The organism is Acidianus infernus, from assembly GCF_009729545.1.
Taxonomy (GTDB): domain Archaea; phylum Thermoproteota; class Thermoprotei_A; order Sulfolobales; family Sulfolobaceae; genus Acidianus; species Acidianus infernus.
Genome location: NZ_WFIY01000004.1, coordinates 1,671,646 through 1,689,852 on the forward strand (window position 1 = coordinate 1,671,646; position 18,207 = coordinate 1,689,852).

Here is an 18,207-nt window from a genome sequence, read left to right on the forward strand (position 1 = left end):
GAGAGCTCCTCCTCACTACTCAGACGGTTTGCTTATTTCCTCATTTCTTAATTTTCTGTATTAAGTACTCAACAATATATTTTGCTGGGTTTATGTGAGTTGCTGAGCTAAATCCTTTCCACAACGGAGCTGCATTAACTTCAAGAATCTTTAATCCTCCTTCCAAATCTTCTACAATATCAATTCCGGCATAATCTAAACCTAGAACTTTTGTAGCCTTTAGGCTGAGTTCTTCTATTTCGCTGGAAGGTTTAAATACTTGGACTAAAGCGCCTTGAGCGACATTAGTTTTCCAACTACCTTGAGAAATCCTATATATACTTCCTAGAAGTCTATCTCCAACTACAAAAGCTCTTATATCTCTATCAGGCTTTTTAACGTATTTTTGAACGTAAACTGGCTGATTAACTGAAAGAATTGCCTTAGCTATCCTAAAGGCTATATCTGGATCACTGGCTCTAACAGAACCTAATCCAAGACTTCCTATTACTGGTTTAATAACAACTTCCCCCCATTTTTCCACTAGTCTCATTACTTCAAAAGGATCTTCTACCATTGCAGTAGGTGGTACCGGAATTCCGGCTCTTTTTAATTTCATTAAACTCTCAAACTTATCTCTAGCTAAAAGTACTGACTGAGGATTATTAATGAAAACTACTCCGCTTTTTTCCATCTCGATTAGAATATCTATTCTCTTTGCCAACTGTTCTGTCGTAAGTAGAAATCCTAAGTTCCTTATTATTCCGCCATCAAGGGAAATTGTTTTCCCTGCATACGTGAATTCTATTTCCTCGTCTATTATTCCATTAAGTTTTGACGGTCTAATATAATAAGCAGTATGACCTCTATCTCTTATTTCAACTAAAAGCTCTTTAGAAGGCTCAGTTACCTTCTGCGATTCGTGAATTACACCGATCTTTATAAGCTTTCACCAAGTGAAAACCCAATTTAAAACAATTTATTTTTTATTCCTGATTCCGCCAATAAACCCATTGTTAGAAAATCTGGCAGTGCCATTATTAACTCGTTATATTCGTTAAAGAATGGTATTGAGGATACGATTCTTAAATACTCACTTTTTAATTCTGCATATTTATTTGAAACGAAAGGATCAACCTTACCGTTGGTTAATTCAAAGAGTTGCTTAGCGCTACCAACTAGTTTTTCGGGCTCCAATTTTACACAATCAACGTAATCGTCTATAAGTTGATAAATAATACCCAGAACTCTTCCTGCCTCTAAAAGTTTATCCACCAATTCCTTTTTCCCAGAAGAGAAGGAAGCCAACATAGCTGGAAGTTTAAATAGACTAGCAGTTTTTAATTCTATTGTCTTAAAATATTCTCTTTTATCCCCATACATGTCTTTCAATGCTCCTATTGCAGTATCCTTCCAAAGTTCTATGCTTATGTTCAATGCTTCCTTTCCATATGAAGAAATAATTTTCAAAGCAGTAGGAATAAGAAAATTAGATACGAATATTACTCTCCTATTTGTATAAACTGCCCATGCAGATGCCATTCCTCGCCTAGTCAAATCATAATCAACAATGTCATCCAAAGCTAAAGACGCCGAGTGAAGTATTTCCGTAGCTAAAGCACCTTGATATGCGTTTTTCTCTTCCCCACCTAAAGCGTCGTTAAAGAGGAACACAAGAGTTCCTCTAAACCTTTTTCCATCTTTCATGATGTATTTGCTCATTTCCATAATTTCCCAATCCTTAACGTCATCAACAAACTTTGTAACTAAGGAATCAATGATAATTTTGCTCCTCTCCCAGAACTCTATTAAATCCACAGTTCTCAGCCTTCCATCATATAATATGTCATTAAACTTAAATAAATAGGTGCTAAAAGGGGTTCAACATCAAGTAATATTTCCTTAACTTTCTTTCCTTTCTTCCTTAACTCAAAGGAAATTCTTCTCATAGGAATAGAATCAACACCAGTATAAATAATATTAGCATCATTCAAGAAATTCATACTATAATAATCTTTAACATCTTTATTTAGATTTTTCTCTACAAAATATCGCGAAGGTAAAAGAATAGGAGACAGAATAATTTGAGGTAATGAAAGGTCGATCTCCTTACTTTTTTCAGCTAAAAAATCATCAATGTCAGAAAAGTCCAATTCTTTAAGAATCCTATTTGATCTCACTCCTTTAATCGACGATACTTCACTATAAAGTATAGAAAGAGATAAATTAACCTCACACATTTCTCCCTTAAAGCTCATTACCTCAATTCTTCCCTTAGGTTTAATCTCATTACATGAAAACAAATAACCTTCAAGGTTTAACGCCCATGCATTATCAAGTATTTCTCTACTTTCGTTCTGGTCGTTAATAAAGAAAATCACTTTTCCCGGTTCCGCGTAAGCGTCTTCTACTAGTGCAAGTTCATGAATAGGCACAGTTTTTACTATTTTTCCTTCAAGGTTTATTATACTCCTTTCTAATGTATATGCGGGAAGTTCCATTCCCTTACCATAAGCTATTACTGAAAAATCCTTAGGAATACTTATACTATTTACACTAATGCGGTTTTTAATGAGTTGCAACACGAACACTCTCTCTCATCTGGCTTATCTGGGATTCTCTTAATTACTTCGTATAAAAGCTTCCTAGATTTCTCAGTATTTTCATTCAATACCCTAGTTACTTCCTCTGCAGTTACGGGAACCTCGGCGAAAACATCGTAGTCAGTTATAGTTGCAATAGTTGCATAACACATTTGCATTTCACAAGCTAAGTTTACTTCAGGAACTAAAGTCATCCCTATTATATCAGCCTTAAAAACTTCCTTCCATACCCTACTTTCTGCCCTTGTAGAAAACCTAGGTCCTTCGATGCATATGTAAGTCCCACTCTCGTGTGTCGTAATTCCTAGGTCCTTAGCCGCAGAAATGATAATCTTCCTTAAATGGTTACAGAAAGGATCAGCCATTGATACGTGTGCAACTACTGGGCCGTCAAAGAAAGTGTATTCTCTCTTCTTAGTCATATCTATAAATTGGTCTGGTACAACAAAATCTCCCGGTTTATAATCCATTCTTAAGCTTCCTACTGCAGAAACTGAAATTACCCATTTAACCCCTAACTCGTGTAAAGCCCATATATTTGCCCTATAATTAATTTTATGAGGAGGGATCCTATGTCTCCTCCCGTGCCTAGGTAAGAATGCGACTTTTTTACCCTCTACAGTACCAATAGTTATTAAATCGCTAGTTTCTCCATAAGGAGTATAAACTTTTATTTCTTTAGATTCAGAAAAAATTTTTGGATCGTATAAACCAGATCCACCTATTATCGCGATCGGTACTTTTTCGTATTCAAGCATAAAGAATTTTCACATAACTACCTTATAAATCAAAACCAAAAATTTGATTAAGTATTAAGCAAAGAAGGTATGGGAATGAATATTGCCAAAAATTCCCGTGAAAGTAGTTAAATGGGAAGAAATAGTTGACCTATCTTTTAGACTTGCAGATATTTTAAAAAAGGAAAATTTTAATCCTGACGTAATAATTGCAATAGCAAGGGGAGGATTAGTCCCCGCAAGGCTAGTTGCAGACGCAATGGGAGTTTACGACGTTCTCTCTCTTAAAGTGGAGCATTGGATAGTGACTGCCTCTCATACTCCTGAGGCAAAAATAAAATACCCGTATAAAGTAGACTTGCAAGGCAGGAAAGTCTTAATCATTGATGACATAACAGACACTGGAGATAGTCTTATTTTAGCTGAAAAGCATGTTAAAGAAAACTTTAACGCAGGAGAAATAAAGACTGCTACACTTCAATACATTAAAGGCTCGAAATACGTACCAAACTTTTACGCTGATATAATAACGGATTGGACGTGGTTCATGTATCCTTGGAACTATTGGGAGGATGAAATTAACCTATTAAAGAAAGTAATGGATGAAATGGGAACAACTGATATTGCAAAACTAAAGGAAGGTTTCAAGGAGAGTTATAATATAGATCCTCCAATACCGCTAGAAAAAATTATGGAAGAAATGAAAAGAAGAAAAATAATTTAATGATGAAAGTACGTGGCTTGTATTTCTTTATAAAATAAGGTCGTGGAAAATCACTCAATCCTAAATCTAAGCTTACCTATACTTCCTCCAAAAGTCTTCTTAATCCATTCTGCCTCTGGTACTTCGTCATTTATTACGTAAACCTTTGTGCCGAATTTTTCAGCCTCTTTAGTCAGAGAATCCTCCTCGTTATCCTCGTGAACTATAAGTGCTTCTAACGCTCCCATATCCATAGCCTTCTTTATTTCCTCCTTACCGTAAACAACTAGACCGTCGTCTTTTGCCAAATGATATTTAATTTCATCCAGTAAATTCTCAACTTCAACGTACTTCTGGTTTCTCAGTAAATCCTTAGCTTTCATAACCATTTCCCTTAATCCTGCCTCTCCTTGATCTCCAACATCAATAAGCGGTTCAAGTACTAGCTTCTTCAGCCTATATTCCATGTAATCCCCTTCGTAAAAGTCGTTTTTAGCGTAACCTGGACCTCCTAATAGTATGCCTTTCAATTTCTTCTCCTCTAAGTAGGGTAAGAAGTAACTGTTAACCTTCTCTCCTACTTCCTTGAGAAAGTCGTGGTAAAGCTCTTCTATTATTCTATCAATTCTCCTCTGAGACTGTCCTCCCATCATATGCTTTCCCGGCACATAACCTTCAATTTCCTCTAGTTCTTCTATCCTTGTTCCTCTTAGTATTCCTATAGTTGCAGTATCTCTCTCAACTATAATCAATCCGTAAACTTCGTTCTCCTCCACCATGTCTTCAAGAAATTCTAAGTGGAAGAACTTATCAGTCCTATAGAAATAGACCGTGATCTTTTCTGGTGGAGAGAACATGTAGCATTTAAACTCCTCAGTTTCGAAATTTTCTCCGCAGAACAGAACAAGTCCATTATCTGGGACTTTAGGAATTGAAGTTAGCCTATCTATCGCTGCACTTATTGCAGATTCTACAGCATCTCTAGTCCTCTTTAACTTAATGTTTTGTGATATTGATGCCTCTTGTCGCAGATTATTCAACACATCAGCTATAGGTCTACCTGGAGGAATATATAATGAAAGTAAGACTGTAGCTGGCGCAGACCATTTCTTTAATTCTTTTAATAAAACTTTCAATTCCTGCTTACTTAGAACGTACTTGTCAAAGACTCATCCCTGATCGAATATCTAATTGTGTTCTTTCCTTAAAAAGTTATATAGCATGGCCAATCGAAAACGTTTTTAGTTTTTTACAAGATATTTTAGATTGCGGGGATGCCCGAGCTAGGACCAAGGGGGCGGACTGAGGCTCCGCTGGCGTAGGCCCTCGCGGGTTCAAATCCCGCTCCCCGCACTGTGGGGGATACCCCAATTTTTAAGTATGTTTCGATTACAGCAAATGGAGGTTAAGGGATGAAAGGTGATGGAAAGCCCAAGACGTTAATGACGCTCCTCCCCAGCTCGAGTGAGAGGCAAACAGCATGAAAGTCCCCTTAAATGGTTCTCTGGGCCACCGAATCGATGAGTCCACTTGGAAGGGAACACTTCCAGGGCGGAGAGGAAGTAGGCTTGTACTTGAAGTGTTGTTATAACTTGTAGCGACTTTATATTATCATATTGAGTCCTAGTTAACTACGAATTAAAGATATATTTTTCTCAATTGCTAAAGAGTTTTTATTTTAGAAAGTGGAAACACATTTATGGCAATCTTAAAGGTATCAGAGGACGTGAAAGAAGAACTACTTAAGTTAGCTAACGAGTTACAAGACAAGAAAGGAGGAAAAAGAGATGTTACAATAAATTCCGTAATAGAGTTTCTAATTGAGTTTTACAGAGAGAAAAGCAAGGAAAATACTTAATTGGCGGAAAGTGTTAAAAACCAAGAAAATAAGTTCTAATTTTAAATGATGATAGAAGAGGAGATATATAATAAGTGTAAGAAAGACTGGAACTGTGCGTCCAGTATAATCTCTTCCCTACCTTTTGAAGAAGATACTAAGAAGAGGATTATGGAGAGTTATGTGGAAAAATTCGTAGGTAAGAGAATCTTCCTTGCACAAGTTGTAACAAGTATGATTTATCAGTGTGGAGAGTTAAACTCCAAGAAAGACGAGATAAATTGTTATTTATCAACCTATTATTCTGGAAGAATTGAAATTCCTTTAAGAGAGAACTACTTAATCCTTCTTCATTCTATATTTAGAAATATAATAAAGGATAATCATGAGGAAGACCTGCTTGACATGTGTAAGCAAGGCAATGAGCTTGCTTGCAATTTCGTAGAAGAAATTAGCTTAATTTAAGCCTTTCGTAAAGGTAAGGTAAGGATGTGCAATATCTGCTCGAGTTTCCGAAGTGCCCTCCTTTAAACTCCTCATAGTAGTGTTGGATTCCTAATTTTTGCAATTTCTTGTGGAGAGACCTCATGCCTATGAATAAATTATATTCATCACACTTCCCTACGTCTAGGTAGATTGCCTTTAATTTCCTCAAAGAATCAACGTAATTCTCTACGTTTTTTACTGGGTCAAAAGAAAGCCACTTTTTCCAGACTTTATCAATTATTTCTCCGGTTTCATCAAATGGTAAATCAAAACCGGTTTCACTGTTTAAATTAGGTGAATAGAACGCTGAGCTCCCGAAAACGTTTAAGATTTTCATATCGTCTTCGCTCGGAGTCTTTGCCATTAGTTCTTTAAGTAAATCTTTAGGTTTCTTTCCTTCTAAGTCTTTAATTGTGTAAACGAAGTCGTTAGCATAAAGATAATAGAAACAACTATCTCCGAAGTGGTCGGCAAATCCTTGAACTACGTCCGGATGCCTTACTGCTAGAGTATAAGCTCCAAATCCTCCAGAAGATTTTCCAAATAAGGCTACGTTTCCTACCTTATACCTTTCCTTTAATTCCGGTATTAGCTCCTTTATGATGAAATTTTCGTAATTACCTACTGCGGGTGAGTTAATATATTGGTTTAGATAATATTTTGTCCTAAAGTTTGGATTAACAACTACAGCTTTTATTTTCTTCAGTAGGCGAGTCATTATTTGGTGAAACCTATTGTTAACATTAGGAGACCAGTTTATTCCAGCAAGTTCAATGAATAACGGAAGTCCTTCTTCAATCTCGTCTGGAGTATAAACTAAGACTTCTCTCACGTAGGGGTCTTTCAAATAATTATCCTTAAGTTCTTGGCTTTCTATCTTTATTATCTCGTATTTCATAACGACAACTCTTTTAAGCAATTAATAAAGTAAACTTCAAATAAAAGGATAAAACTCTTTTAATAATAGATATGAAAGAATAGCGTTCAAAGGTATTGCAATTATATCTATTAATGGAAATAATGAAAGTAAAGCTAAGACGTAAAGTATTAAGAAAGAAATAAAATCACTTTTTATTCCGACTTTTATTTCCTTCATAAGTTTTGGAAACGAAATACCCCTAAAAATTAAAGGAGTTAATAGTACATCAAAGGCTAAAGCTAAACCATCTAGGAAAAACGTGAGGAAGCCTATATATGTTGAAAGATAAGAAAAAAGGAGGAAAAAGAAGCCCAAAATTATTCCTAGAGCTGTAGATTGCGGGAAGTACTCCCTTATTTTATCTATCTGGTCAATAAACCTTGGCGAATATAAATACCCTGCGAGTGAAGCTACAAGGCTGTATGATAGTGTTAACCCAACTATAAAATTTGAGAAAAGCGAAAAAGGAGTTGTGTCAACAAATATGGATATTACATAACCCACAATTGTTATTACTATTACTGCCAGGATTAGCTGGAGCCTAGGTATGAATTCCTTGTAAGCGTCTTCTATTTTCATATTACTACTCCACCTTGATATTTTCCATTATAAGATTTTTCAGTTGGTTTATCAAGCTTAAGGAAAATTATATGTGCAGTCCTAGTTCCTTTTGCTATTCTGTTATGGTAAAAAGAGGACAGGGCTAAAGTTATCTTTCCTTTATAACCTGCATCTATTACTGTAGGAGGTAAAATAAATCCGTTTCTAGCTAAAGTGCTCCTTAAGGTAATCAACGCCGCCAAATCGTTTGGCATGTTAAATTCTTCGCAGGTCTCAAAAAGGTAAGTTTTCCCGGGATAAAAAAATGCGAATTCTTTGAATTCGATTTCCTTTATTTCGCTCTTTTTGATTGGTAATTCGGCATTACCTTCTACTTCGTAGTATTTTTCTCCGCAAATCCTTAAATCGTAACCATTTTCTCTTATACTTTCCTCCGAATAGTTTCCTATAACTCCTTTAGTAATTATCTCCTTAATTGACTGATGACTTAGGATCATAAATAAAACCTCTGTAAGAAAGATTAATAACGTGTTAGACATAGAAAAGGCATATAAGCTTTACAATGATTATAAGAAGACAGGAAACAAGGAACTTCTGAGTAAAATTGAAGAACTAATTAAAGGAGATTCATCCATTCAAGGGTTAAATTTGCTAGCGTTGGTCTATATCGAGAAAGGTAAATATGATGATGCTATCAACGCGTTGGATATAGCACTAAAGAAAGTTAGAGATGAAGAAGATAAGGCAACTTTGCTTTTTAATAAGGCGTTAGCGCTTTTCAGGAAAGGTGATTTAGATTCTTCATACGAAATTCTCAAATCAATACCCCCTAGGACTTCAGTTTATGCTCATTCTAGGAGGTTTTTGGCTCAAGTGTGCATAAAGAAGGGCGATTTAAGACATTTAGAAGAAGCTAGACAAATTTTAGAAAGTTTTGACATACCAAACGAGGATTTGGCAGTAACTTATATTTTACTTTCAAGGCTTAAGGATAAATCTCTATATAAGAAGGCTGTGGAAATAGCAAAAAGTATTAAGAACGAGAGGTTGTTAGCAGAGGCCTTACTTTCTTCGGATGACGAAAAGGAGCTAGAAGAAGCTCTGGAAATATTTAGGAAGTTAAACGACGTAAACGGTGAAGCTAAAGTTCTCTATAAGCTTTCTCTTAAAAAGCCAGAATTGCTTTATGAGGCAATTCAAAGGTTAGAGGAAAGCGGAGAAAGTAGGGAAAGGCAAACTTTACTTTATGAATTATATAAAAGGACGGGAATTCTTAATTTTCTAAAAGAGGCAATAAAAATTGCGGAAAAGTATAATGACTACCTATTTTTAGCGAGGTCTTATGTTGAACTTTCTAAGAGAGAGAATGAGTTAGAAAACCTTAGAAAAGCAGTATTATTTTATGAAAGATACATAGAAAGTTTATAAATTTCGATAATTCTAGACTTAATGTAGGATACGATTAAATAGGGTTAGAAGTAATTTATCGTATGGCAAGTAACTTTGAAAAAATGAGCATAGAAGAAACATTAACACAGTTAAACACTTCTTTGAAAGGCTTAACAGAAAAAGAAGCTGAGGAGAGGATTAAAAAATATGGTTACAATGAAGTTAAGGAAAAGAAAGAAAGCCCCGTCGTAAAGTTCCTCAAAAAATTCTGGGCACCAGTTCCTTGGATGCTCGAAGTTACTATTGTTATTACATATATCTTAGGAAAATATCTAGATATGTATATAATTCTCTTTTTACTTGTGTTTAATTCTATAGTAAGTTTTATCCAGGAAAGAAGGGCAGAAAACGCGGTGGAACTACTTAAGCAAAAGCTTAACGTAAAAGCCAGAGTTCTAAGAGACGGCCAATGGAAGGTTGTTCCTGCAAGACTCTTAGTACCGGGAGATATAGTGCACATAAGGTTAGGAGATATAGTTCCTGCAGATATTAAACTGTTTGAAGGAGAAGTACTAGTCGACCAATCAGCTCTAACTGGAGAATCTGTTCCGGTAGAAAAAGGAAAAGGCAACGTGGTTTATTCTGGATCAATTATTAGACGAGGAGAAGCATCTGGAATTGTAATTGCAACAGGAGCAAAAACCTATTTTGGTAAGACTACAGAGCTTGTTCAGACCGCAAGGGCCGAATCTCACCTAGAGAAATTAATAATGAATATAGTAAAATACTTGATAATTGTAGACGTTGCTCTAGTTATCGCTCTATTCGTATTTTCATTGGCTGTTGGAGTAAAATTGTCTGACGTGCTTCCATTTTCTTTGATAGTATTAATTGCTTCAGTCCCTGTAGCTTTACCTGCAACTTTTACTATAGCCATGGCTTTAGGTAGCCAAGAGTTAGCAAGAAAAGGAATTCTAGTAACAAGGCTTACAGCTTCTGAAGATGCTGCTTCAATGGACGTATTAAATCTCGATAAAACTGGGACTATAACGGAAAACAGAATGAGGGTGGGGGATCCAATACCCGCAGAAGGCTTTACCAAAGAAGAAGTTGTTAAATATGCTTACATGGCCTCTGATGAGGCAAGTCAAGATCCTATAGATACTGCAGTAATTGCATGCTTAAGGGAAAATAACATTGAACCGGGTAATTACGAGAGGCTTGAGTTTAAACCCTTTGATCCTTCCACTAAAAGGACTGAGGCATTAGTTAAAACTGAAAATAATGTGTTCAGAGTTGTTAAAGGAGCTCCTCAAGTAATTGCGGAATTGGCAGAGGTTCCAGACTTGAAGAGTTATTATTCTACTCTTGAGGATCTTTCAAAGAGAGGATATAGGACAATATCTGTAGCTATAGGAGATAAAGAAGGTAAACTTAAGCTTGTCGGAATTTTACCGCTTTACGACAGACCTAGAAAAGATAGTAGGGAATTTATAGAGGAAATTAAACGACTTAACGTTAAGCCTAAGATGGTTACTGGGGATAACGAATTAATCGCAAGAGAAATTGCAAGGCAAGTAGGTATAGGTGACGTTATTTGTAATATTAATGAAATAAAGAAGCTTGAAGGAAAGGAAAGAATTAAAAAAGTCGAGGAATGTGACGTATTTGCAGAGGTCTTTCCTGAAGATAAGTATTTCATTGTAAAGACTCTGCAGGAAGGAGGACATTATGTTGGAATGACAGGAGATGGAGTAAACGATGCGCCTGCTTTAAAACAAGCTGAAGTAGGAATAGCGGTCGCAAACGCTACCGATGTGGCAAAGGCTTCCGCAAGTATGGTTTTAACTCATGAGGGATTAATTGATATAGTTGAGGCTATAAAGACTGGTAGAAAAATTTACCAAAGGATGTTAACTTACACTATAAATAAAATAATTAAAACTTTACAAGTTGTATTATTTCTAACGATTTCCTTCTTTATTGTTAGATTTTTCGTTACTACTCCTTTTGACGTAATACTACTGTTATTTGCCAACGATTTCGTTACTATGTCTATAGCAACTGATAACGTAAGATATTCACAAAAACCTGAAAGGCTTGACGCAGGAAAAATAGTTAAGGCGTCATTAATTCTAGCTTTCCTAATTGTAGCAGAATCATTCTTCTCCTTATGGTTGGCGTTATATTTACGTATGTCAATAGACGAGATACACACTTTCATATTTGATATGTTAGTATTTACAGGTCAATTTACAGTATATATGGTTAGAGAAAGAAGAAGTATGTGGTCTTCTAGGCCAAGTAATTTCTTACTGATAAGTAGCATTTTCGACATAATCTTTATTTCAACAATTTCAGCATTAGGAATTCTAGTTTATCCAATTCCTCTTCAGTACGTTTTGCTGATATTAGGAATTTCCTTCGGATTTACTGTAATTTTCGACCACATAAAGAACATATCCTTCAAGACAGTAGGAATTTAAGGTAAAATCTATAGACGATTTTTATCAAAAATTTTAAAAAAAGAAGATGTAATTTCGACTCAATGAAAATAGGTATATTACTATTTTCAATCATCCTTCTTTCTTCCGGTATAATAATTTCTGCAGTTTCAACTATTACAAAGCAATGTGAGTTGATAAGCTACGGTTACGGTAGTGTTGCCAATCCTCCACAATATTGGCGTGAAGAATTATGGAGCGTATTAAATAAGGGAATGCCTTCCGCATATATTATATTAAACGGAACGAGAACTGTTAACTTGAGTAACATTTCTTCCGTATCACTTAATTCTTCTTATTTTTACGTTTACGTGATTAAGGGATATATTCAACCTTATGCTTACTTATCTCCAATTGGTTTACTCTTAATCTTTTTAGGGACGGCTACGGGTTTTAGGGGAATGATACTTTTAATTCAAGAAAGAGCTTTAGGAGAATTATCTAAGGGTTACGCTGTAGGTGGATCAATTTATAAGTACGTAATTAAGAGGCTAGCTAGCTTCGTAATTTCTATGACGATAGTCTCTTCTGTTGTAATAATTCTAGAGGCTATACATGGTGTTTGTATAACAAAGTCTATATCAGAGTTGATAACGTTTAGCATGGGTTATAGTAGACACTACGGAATTTCTGTAACTTCTCTGCTTCTAACTTCCTTAGCTTTCACAAGTTTGTTGACTGGAATAGCCTTTGCTTTAACTGTATATTTAAGTCCTTTCTTAGTTATGAAGGCAATTTTAGGTTCTTCATTAATAAATTCTCTTCTCAGGAGATGGAAATATATTGGTAACGCTTTAGCTTCTTGGGTTATAGCCATAGGATTAATTTACTTATTCCATGTATATTTAAACGTTTTACCAATAGGCTCACCTAGGGGTCATCTAATATATTATCTTATTTTACCTTTAGTTTCATTGTTCTTTCCATTTATAGGAATTTTTGCAAATAGGATCTTGCTAAGCGTAAGCAAGGTTCCGCAAGAATTCGTCGCCAAAGGCTTAAGCAGGGACGTTTTAGTATTTAGACATATTCTAGGTAATTTAACAGTAGTAACTCTTTCAAGCATTTCAGCAGCATTCGTGGAAATGTTAATAGCAGAATTTTTAGTTGAGGCAATATTTGCATGGCCAGGTCTAGGTTATTTAATAAGAATAGGAGTAGATTACGATGATTTTAAAATAGTAGAAGGAGTTTTGATGATTTACTCTAGCATCGTTATTTTCTCTAATTTTATTGCTGATGTAATTTACGGAATAATAGATCCTAGGGTGACTAGATGATAAAGGTTTACGTCATTTTACTATCTTTAATAATCGCATTATCATTATTTTTTACCTTTTATGAATTACCTAAAGGGAAGCCTTTACATTGCCCTTGTCCCTCATACCCTTTAGGAACGTATATTAATGGAGATAACATGATTAATATGAATGCTGAAGCGATAATTAATACTCTAATTTTCGGAGTTGTAGTAGGAATAGTCGAAACTTTTATTGCAGTAATATATGGATCGGTTTCTGGTCTAATGGGTGGTAAAATTAGAATTATCATGGTAAGAATTTCCGATTCAATAAATACGGTACCTAGAATCTTATTACTCTTATCCATAGCCTTAATCTATGGTATTCCTACTGGGACTTCATTAAAGGCTAATTTCTTTATTACTGCGATAATAGTAGGTCTAACGGGCTGGGCTAATTACTCTAGGCAAGTTAGTGAATACTTATTCACTTCCTCTTCTTCTACCTTAAGCAGAATTGTACCTAAAACTCCTTTCTCTTTGCTTTTCTTTTCAAATAAGGAAGAGATATATAATCTCTCAAAGAAATTTATTATTCCTGCAATGATAGACGGCATTTCAACATATACTGCTATGGGGGTAATAGCAGGTGTTGGTGATCCAAGATTCCCGACTTTGACTACACTATTAACTGTGGCATCGAGATATTTACCTTATTGGTGGCTTTATTTACCGCCTGCATTGTTTAGGGCAATAGTTATTGTTTTACTTTATTTAATTTCAGATAATTTGAAGTGATTTTCATGTTAGAATACATTAACATTTATGGAGATACTTTGAACAATTTTTCTTTAAAAGTAGAAAGTAACCTAGGAATATTGGGTCAGAGGGATAGCGGTAAGGAGGAAATAATATTTTATACTTTATTGTTGAAAAAACCTAAAAAAGGAAAAATATTACTTAATGGAAATGAAATAAAAGAGGACAACGTTAATGGCATAAGATGGAAGGAAATTTCTGCGGTTTTCTACAATCCTTATTCAATGTTTAATCCGATTTACAATATTGCATCTCATTTTGCTGAAATAGTAATGTCTCACGATATAGGGGATTATAATTTTGCAGTAGATATTGCTAAAGAATTTATAAAAATTCTGGGTTTAGATTCTTCAGTTTTAGAAAAATTTTCTTATCAGCTAACTCCTTTAGAGGCTAAGAAAGTGTCATTGGCACTTGCAACATTTCTAGAACCTAAGTATGTTTTGATAGATGATATAGAATTTGGCATAAACGATAATGGGAGAGCCGTAGTAATTAACTCTATAATAGACTTAGAAAGTATTTTGTCGTCAAAATTCATAGTTTTAGATAACGATCCTGCGGTAATTTCAAGAGTTTCAGACGAGTTTGTAGTGCTCTATAAAGGTAAAATAATTGAAAGAGGAAGTAATGTAAGCGAGGTATATCATCCTTATACCTTAGATTTGCTAAGAGGGGAAATTTCAATTAACTATCTTGGAATAGGTTGTCCATATAGTGACAATTGTAGATATTCTTCATTAAAATGTAAGGAGAAAGAACCAGAAGAAATAAAGGTAGGCAACAATTACGTAAAATGCCTGCTTTATTCGTGGTTAAAATGATAGTTATAAACAATTTATATACTGATCAATTGAAGGGCATTAGTTTAATAGTTGATGGAGTAACTTGCGTCTTAGGTGATTGGGGTGAAGACAAGAAATCCTTAATTTCTTCATTGCTTGGAAAGTCAAAATATGTCGGGGAAATAAAATTTTACAAAGATAAGGAAATTGATAAAAATCAAGCTAAAAATTTTATCAGAGTTATACCTAGAGAATTGGAAAAACCTAAAATAGATTCTATAACTTTCATTAAGGTTTTGTTAAAAAATTATGGAGGAAATGTAAACCCAGAAAGTATCTTAAGCATTCTAAATATAAGGAATGATAAAATTTCAAATTTATCGGAATATGAAGTATTTAACCTCTACTTGTCCTCACTACTTATTGGTAAAGCCTACTTTGTTATTGCAGAAGATTTTCTTGAATTAATGGAAGAACAATTAAAGTATAAAGCTTTAAAAAATTTAATAAAAATTGTTAGCATAATCAACGGAGACCTGCTATTGTTTTCTAGCTCAACTAAAAATCTTGAAGTTTGTAAAAGAATTTACGTCATTTATGGAGGTAAACTTATAGAAGAAAGTTATGGTAAAGAACTTCTTCACCCATATTCTTTAACCTTACTAAATTCTAAAATAACCATAGGAAATAAAAAGGAAAAAATCCCGGTAAGAGAAATAGGCAGCCCTTCAGATCATGGGTGTCCATTTCACGATTACTGCGATCTAATGCAAAAAGAGAAACCGCTTTCAATAAAGTGTAGATTACAAGATCCCCCAATGTTCATTGTTAAAGGAAATAGGGTGTCCTGCTGGTATTATGAAAAATACGTTTAAACTATTTTTAACAACATTAAACTATGTACAAAGTTATAGTGCAAATAAAGGACGAGGAAAGAGTTCCTCAAGCGATAAGATCCGTAATAAATCTATATAATGATCTGAAAGGAGATGCGGAAATAGAGGTAGTTTTTCATCAGTCCGCAATTAAGGCTCTAGTTAAAGGAAATCCCAATGAAGATTATGTAAAGAAGCTATTATCCTCCGGGATTAACGTTGTGGGTTGCATGAATAGTATTAATGCTCTAAATCTTAACGTTGAATCTCTGATTAAAGGGATTTCAATAGTTCAAGCAGGAGTTGGTGAGATTGTAAGAAAACAAGCTGAAGGCTGGATATACCTAAGCCTTTAATTTTTTCCCACTTAATATACGTAGTGAAGTGAACGAGTTACAGAAATTATTCGAGGAGAAATATGAGGAAGGAAAGAACTTCCTTATCTCTGCACCTACTGGATCTGGAAAAACTTACTTAGCAAAGGAAATTCTATTGAAGGCAAAAGGAATTTCCGTTTATGTTTCACCTTTAAAAGCTTTATCGAGGGAAGTTTACGAGGACATAAGAGATAAGAGGGATACGAAATATGTAGATTCGGACGTTTATGAAGACGACCTTAGGAACTTTAAGAGTAAAACGCTACTTTCAACTTATGAAAAGTTTGATAGTTCAATAAGGCATAGATACGCTTGGTTAAGGAAAGTTGAAGTAATAGTCATAGACGAAATACATAACGTAGAAAGCAATAGAGGGCTAGCGATAGAAAATATAGTATTATGGGCTAAGAAAAACGGTGTACAAATTATAGGCTTAAGTGCTACATTACCTAGCGTTAAAAACTACGCTAATTGGCTAAAGGCGGAGGTGATAGAATATAATAAAAGGACAGTCCCTCTTCACGAGTGCGTAGCATATCCTTACGTAATTAGGTGCTATGATAACGATTTTACAATACCTTTAGAGCCTTTAAACGGAATAAGAAGTGAAAAGTTAGAAATCCTCATTCCAACATTGAGGTACATTATAAAACAAGGTAAGAACGCACTAGTTTTCGTAAGAAGTAGGAAATCAGCAGAAAGCCTTTCTGAGACTTTAAGAAAATTCGGCTTTAACGCTTCACATTACCATAGTGGAGTTCCTTTAGAGGAAAGAAGACAAATAGTTGATATGTTAAAGAAAGGAGAAATTAACGTAGTAGTTTCAACCACGGCATTAGGCCAAGGTGTTAATTTGCCAGTTTATGCTACAATTTTCTATGATACTGTATTGCCGGAATCAGACGAAAAAGGTAATCTAAAGGGTTGGAGAGATCTGAGCTTAATGGAATTCAAGCAGATGGCAGGAAGGGCTGGAAGGCCGAGCTTTGACAAGGAGGGAATGAGTATAATTATTTCAACGTCTATGAGGAAAGCTGAAGAGTTTAGAAGGAAATATTTTTCCTCAACTTATGAAGAGGAAAAGAATACTTACACGCTTGATGATTTGTCATTAGGCGTAATATCATGGAGGGAAGGTTATAGTAAGGAAGACCTCCAATCGATTTTAAAGTGCAGTTTAAAGTATAATAAAATAACTGAAGAAGAATTCTTGAAGAGTTTAAACACATTAAGGGAGGTTAATTTAATTGAAGAGGATGGAGGAGGAATATTTTTAACGCCTTTGGGTAAAGCGGTTTCCTTGAGCTATATTGATATCTCGCTTTTAAAGGGTTTTCAAATAATTTCTTCCGATCTTTTAACCACAGTTGTCTCCTCAAACGCGGTTGCGCAAGAACTAAGGGGTTGTAAATGCGGAAGAGAATTATTAAAGAGGTGGAGTAATGGTGAGGACTTCTCTTCTCTATGTAAGAATTTATCGGCAAAGGATATAAATGAAGTAATAAGCAATGCTAGGTGGATTTCATTTGCCCTATATAGAGTACTGAAAGCTTTAGGTAAAAACGATGAGGCTAAGGAAGCATTAAGGTTATACTATCAAATAAAGTACGGGGTTCCTTTTGAGGGAGTAAGGTTAGCAAAGTTGGGCTTAGACAGAGGCACTGTAATGAAGCTGTTAGTGGATAAGAAAATAAAGGACGAGAAGGATCTTTGCATAAAAATATTTACTCCACCCTTAAAAGTACTGATCAAGGAAAGGGGTTACGATCCTGCAGGAGTATGCAGAGAAGTGTACAGTAAAGATCTAGATGTTTACGAAATGGCTAGAGTAGTTACTAAATATTACGGAAAAGAGTTTGAAGGAAAGAAGATAGATAAAGAAATCCTAGAAAAGCTGATTTCCCTAGGTATAGTAGAGAAAAGAATTAGGAAAGAAAAAGATGGAAATGAAAAGGTAGTATATTTCATTCAACCTTTTTCATGAATTCCTCCTCGTTTACTATTACTCTCTCGTGAATTCCTTCGGCTATCTTTTTATCCTTGTAAAATGCCTCGACTTTGAAAGTAACTCTTTTACCTTCTTCTTTTAGTATTGTAGATCTAACTAATATTTCTGCACCTATAGGTGCAGGAGCAAGGTGTTTTACATCAACGTGATACCCAACGCTTGTTAATCCTTTACCTAGTTTTTCTTGAAGTAAAGTAAAGGAAGCATCTTCCATAAAGGCTATTAAGCAAGGCGTAGATAGCACATCAACTGCACCGCTAGATACCTTTACTGCAGAATGCTCAGGTTTTACTGTGAATTTTTTCTCCAAAAATTCCATAAGGAAAATAATTAAGGAAAAGCTTATAAGAATTTGCGTTTATTTCAGTCTGGAGGGAATACAGTT

General features: G+C 34.9%; 20 protein-coding genes and 1 tRNA gene. 12 read left to right on the forward strand and 9 right to left on the reverse strand.

Annotated elements, in window-relative coordinates; genetic code table 11:
* Positions 1–40: 40 nt before the first annotated feature.
* Genes D1867_RS09680 through D1867_RS09695 form a run of 4 tightly spaced genes read right to left on the reverse strand, consistent with a single transcriptional unit; the run spans position 41 to position 3,340 of the window.
* Positions 41–922: a RimK family alpha-L-glutamate ligase gene (locus D1867_RS09680; RefSeq protein WP_338078127.1), complete on the reverse strand. Its 882-nt coding sequence runs from the start codon at positions 920–922 to the stop codon at positions 41–43.
* Between the two features lie 26 nt (positions 923–948).
* Positions 949–1,797: a hexaprenyl pyrophosphate synthase gene (gene gdS-2, locus D1867_RS09685; RefSeq protein WP_338078030.1), complete on the reverse strand. Its 849-nt coding sequence runs from the start codon at positions 1,795–1,797 to the stop codon at positions 949–951.
* A gap of 5 nt (positions 1,798–1,802) precedes the next feature.
* Positions 1,803–2,561 carry a hypothetical protein gene (locus tag D1867_RS09690; protein WP_155863950.1) on the reverse strand — a complete coding sequence of 253 codons (759 nt, stop codon included), beginning with the start codon at positions 2,559–2,561 and terminating at the stop codon, positions 1,803–1,805.
* Complete coding sequence (locus tag D1867_RS09695; RefSeq protein WP_155863951.1) at positions 2,531–3,340, reverse strand: S-methyl-5'-thioadenosine phosphorylase; 810 nt, start codon at positions 3,338–3,340, stop codon at positions 2,531–2,533. Before D1867_RS09695 ends, D1867_RS09690 begins: the two co-directional genes overlap by 31 nt.
* Before the next feature lie 82 nt (positions 3,341–3,422).
* On the opposite strand from D1867_RS09695, the gene D1867_RS09700 reads away from it, so the two are divergent.
* Positions 3,423–4,043, forward strand: a complete 621-nt coding sequence (locus D1867_RS09700) for a phosphoribosyltransferase (RefSeq protein WP_155863952.1) — start codon at positions 3,423–3,425, stop codon at positions 4,041–4,043.
* A gap of 50 nt (positions 4,044–4,093) precedes the next feature.
* On the opposite strand, the gene prf1 is transcribed toward D1867_RS09700, so the two are convergent.
* A complete protein-coding gene (prf1, locus tag D1867_RS09705) occupies positions 4,094–5,158 on the reverse strand; it encodes a peptide chain release factor aRF-1 (RefSeq protein ID WP_155863953.1) in 1,065 nt (354 codons plus the stop codon).
* A 132-nt stretch (positions 5,159–5,290) separates the two neighbouring features.
* Here prf1 and D1867_RS09710 point away from each other — a divergent pair.
* From D1867_RS09710 to D1867_RS09720, 3 genes are all read left to right on the forward strand, one after another.
* Positions 5,291–5,375, forward strand: a tRNA-Leu gene (locus D1867_RS09710).
* A 346-nt stretch (positions 5,376–5,721) separates the two neighbouring features.
* Positions 5,722–5,880, forward strand: a complete 159-nt coding sequence (locus D1867_RS09715) for a hypothetical protein (protein ID WP_155863954.1) — start codon at positions 5,722–5,724, stop codon at positions 5,878–5,880.
* A 45-nt stretch (positions 5,881–5,925) separates the two neighbouring features.
* Positions 5,926–6,324 carry a hypothetical protein gene (locus tag D1867_RS09720; protein WP_155863955.1) on the forward strand — a complete coding sequence of 133 codons (399 nt, stop codon included), beginning with the start codon at positions 5,926–5,928 and terminating at the stop codon, positions 6,322–6,324.
* Here the strand turns inward: D1867_RS09720 and D1867_RS09725 are convergent.
* The 3 genes from D1867_RS09725 to dcd are packed head-to-tail and all read right to left on the reverse strand — an operon-like array spanning position 6,311 to position 8,322.
* The gene (locus D1867_RS09725; protein WP_155863956.1) at positions 6,311–7,243 is read right to left on the reverse strand and encodes an alpha/beta hydrolase-fold protein; all 933 of its coding nucleotides are present in this window, start codon (positions 7,241–7,243) and stop codon (positions 6,311–6,313) included. The genes D1867_RS09720 and D1867_RS09725 overlap by 14 nt on opposite strands.
* Positions 7,244–7,279: 36 nt before the next feature.
* A complete protein-coding gene (locus tag D1867_RS09730; protein ID WP_155863957.1) occupies positions 7,280–7,843 on the reverse strand; it encodes a hypothetical protein in 564 nt (187 codons plus the stop codon).
* Positions 7,840–8,322, reverse strand: a complete 483-nt coding sequence (gene dcd / locus D1867_RS09735; protein ID WP_155863958.1) for a dCTP deaminase — start codon at positions 8,320–8,322, stop codon at positions 7,840–7,842. The genes D1867_RS09730 and dcd overlap by 4 nt, the downstream gene beginning before the upstream one ends.
* Before the next feature lie 31 nt (positions 8,323–8,353).
* On the opposite strand from dcd, the gene D1867_RS09740 reads away from it, so the two are divergent.
* The 8 genes from D1867_RS09740 to D1867_RS09775 all read left to right on the forward strand — a co-directional run bounded on the left by D1867_RS09740 (position 8,354) and on the right by D1867_RS09775 (position 17,798).
* Positions 8,354–9,253, forward strand: coding sequence for a tetratricopeptide repeat protein (locus tag D1867_RS09740; RefSeq protein ID WP_338078031.1), 900 nt, complete (start codon positions 8,354–8,356; stop codon positions 9,251–9,253).
* Positions 9,254–9,315: 62 nt separating this feature from the next.
* Positions 9,316–11,700, forward strand: coding sequence for a plasma-membrane proton-efflux P-type ATPase (locus D1867_RS09745; protein ID WP_155863959.1), 2,385 nt, complete (start codon positions 9,316–9,318; stop codon positions 11,698–11,700).
* A 62-nt stretch (positions 11,701–11,762) separates the two neighbouring features.
* A complete protein-coding gene (locus D1867_RS09750; protein ID WP_155863960.1) occupies positions 11,763–12,998 on the forward strand; it encodes an ABC transporter permease subunit in 1,236 nt (411 codons plus the stop codon).
* On the forward strand, positions 12,995–13,756 hold the full coding sequence (locus D1867_RS09755; RefSeq protein ID WP_155863961.1) for an ABC transporter permease family protein: 762 nt from the start codon (positions 12,995–12,997) through the stop codon (positions 13,754–13,756). Before D1867_RS09750 ends, D1867_RS09755 begins: the two co-directional genes overlap by 4 nt.
* A 5-nt stretch (positions 13,757–13,761) precedes the next feature.
* Complete coding sequence (locus tag D1867_RS09760) at positions 13,762–14,601, forward strand: ATP-binding cassette domain-containing protein (RefSeq protein ID WP_155863962.1); 840 nt, start codon at positions 13,762–13,764, stop codon at positions 14,599–14,601.
* A complete protein-coding gene (locus D1867_RS09765; protein WP_155863963.1) occupies positions 14,598–15,437 on the forward strand; it encodes an ABC transporter ATP-binding protein in 840 nt (279 codons plus the stop codon). Before D1867_RS09760 ends, D1867_RS09765 begins: the two co-directional genes overlap by 4 nt.
* A gap of 23 nt (positions 15,438–15,460) precedes the next feature.
* Positions 15,461–15,793, forward strand: coding sequence for a DsrE family protein (locus D1867_RS09770; RefSeq protein ID WP_155863964.1), 333 nt, complete (start codon positions 15,461–15,463; stop codon positions 15,791–15,793).
* Between the two features lie 28 nt (positions 15,794–15,821).
* Positions 15,822–17,798, forward strand: coding sequence for a DEAD/DEAH box helicase (locus D1867_RS09775; RefSeq protein ID WP_338078032.1), 1,977 nt, complete (start codon positions 15,822–15,824; stop codon positions 17,796–17,798).
* Here D1867_RS09775 and D1867_RS09780 read toward each other — a convergent pair.
* Positions 17,779–18,141, reverse strand: coding sequence for a thioesterase family protein (locus tag D1867_RS09780; RefSeq protein WP_155863965.1), 363 nt, complete (start codon positions 18,139–18,141; stop codon positions 17,779–17,781). The genes D1867_RS09775 and D1867_RS09780 overlap by 20 nt on opposite strands.
* Positions 18,142–18,207: the final 66 nt, after the last annotated feature.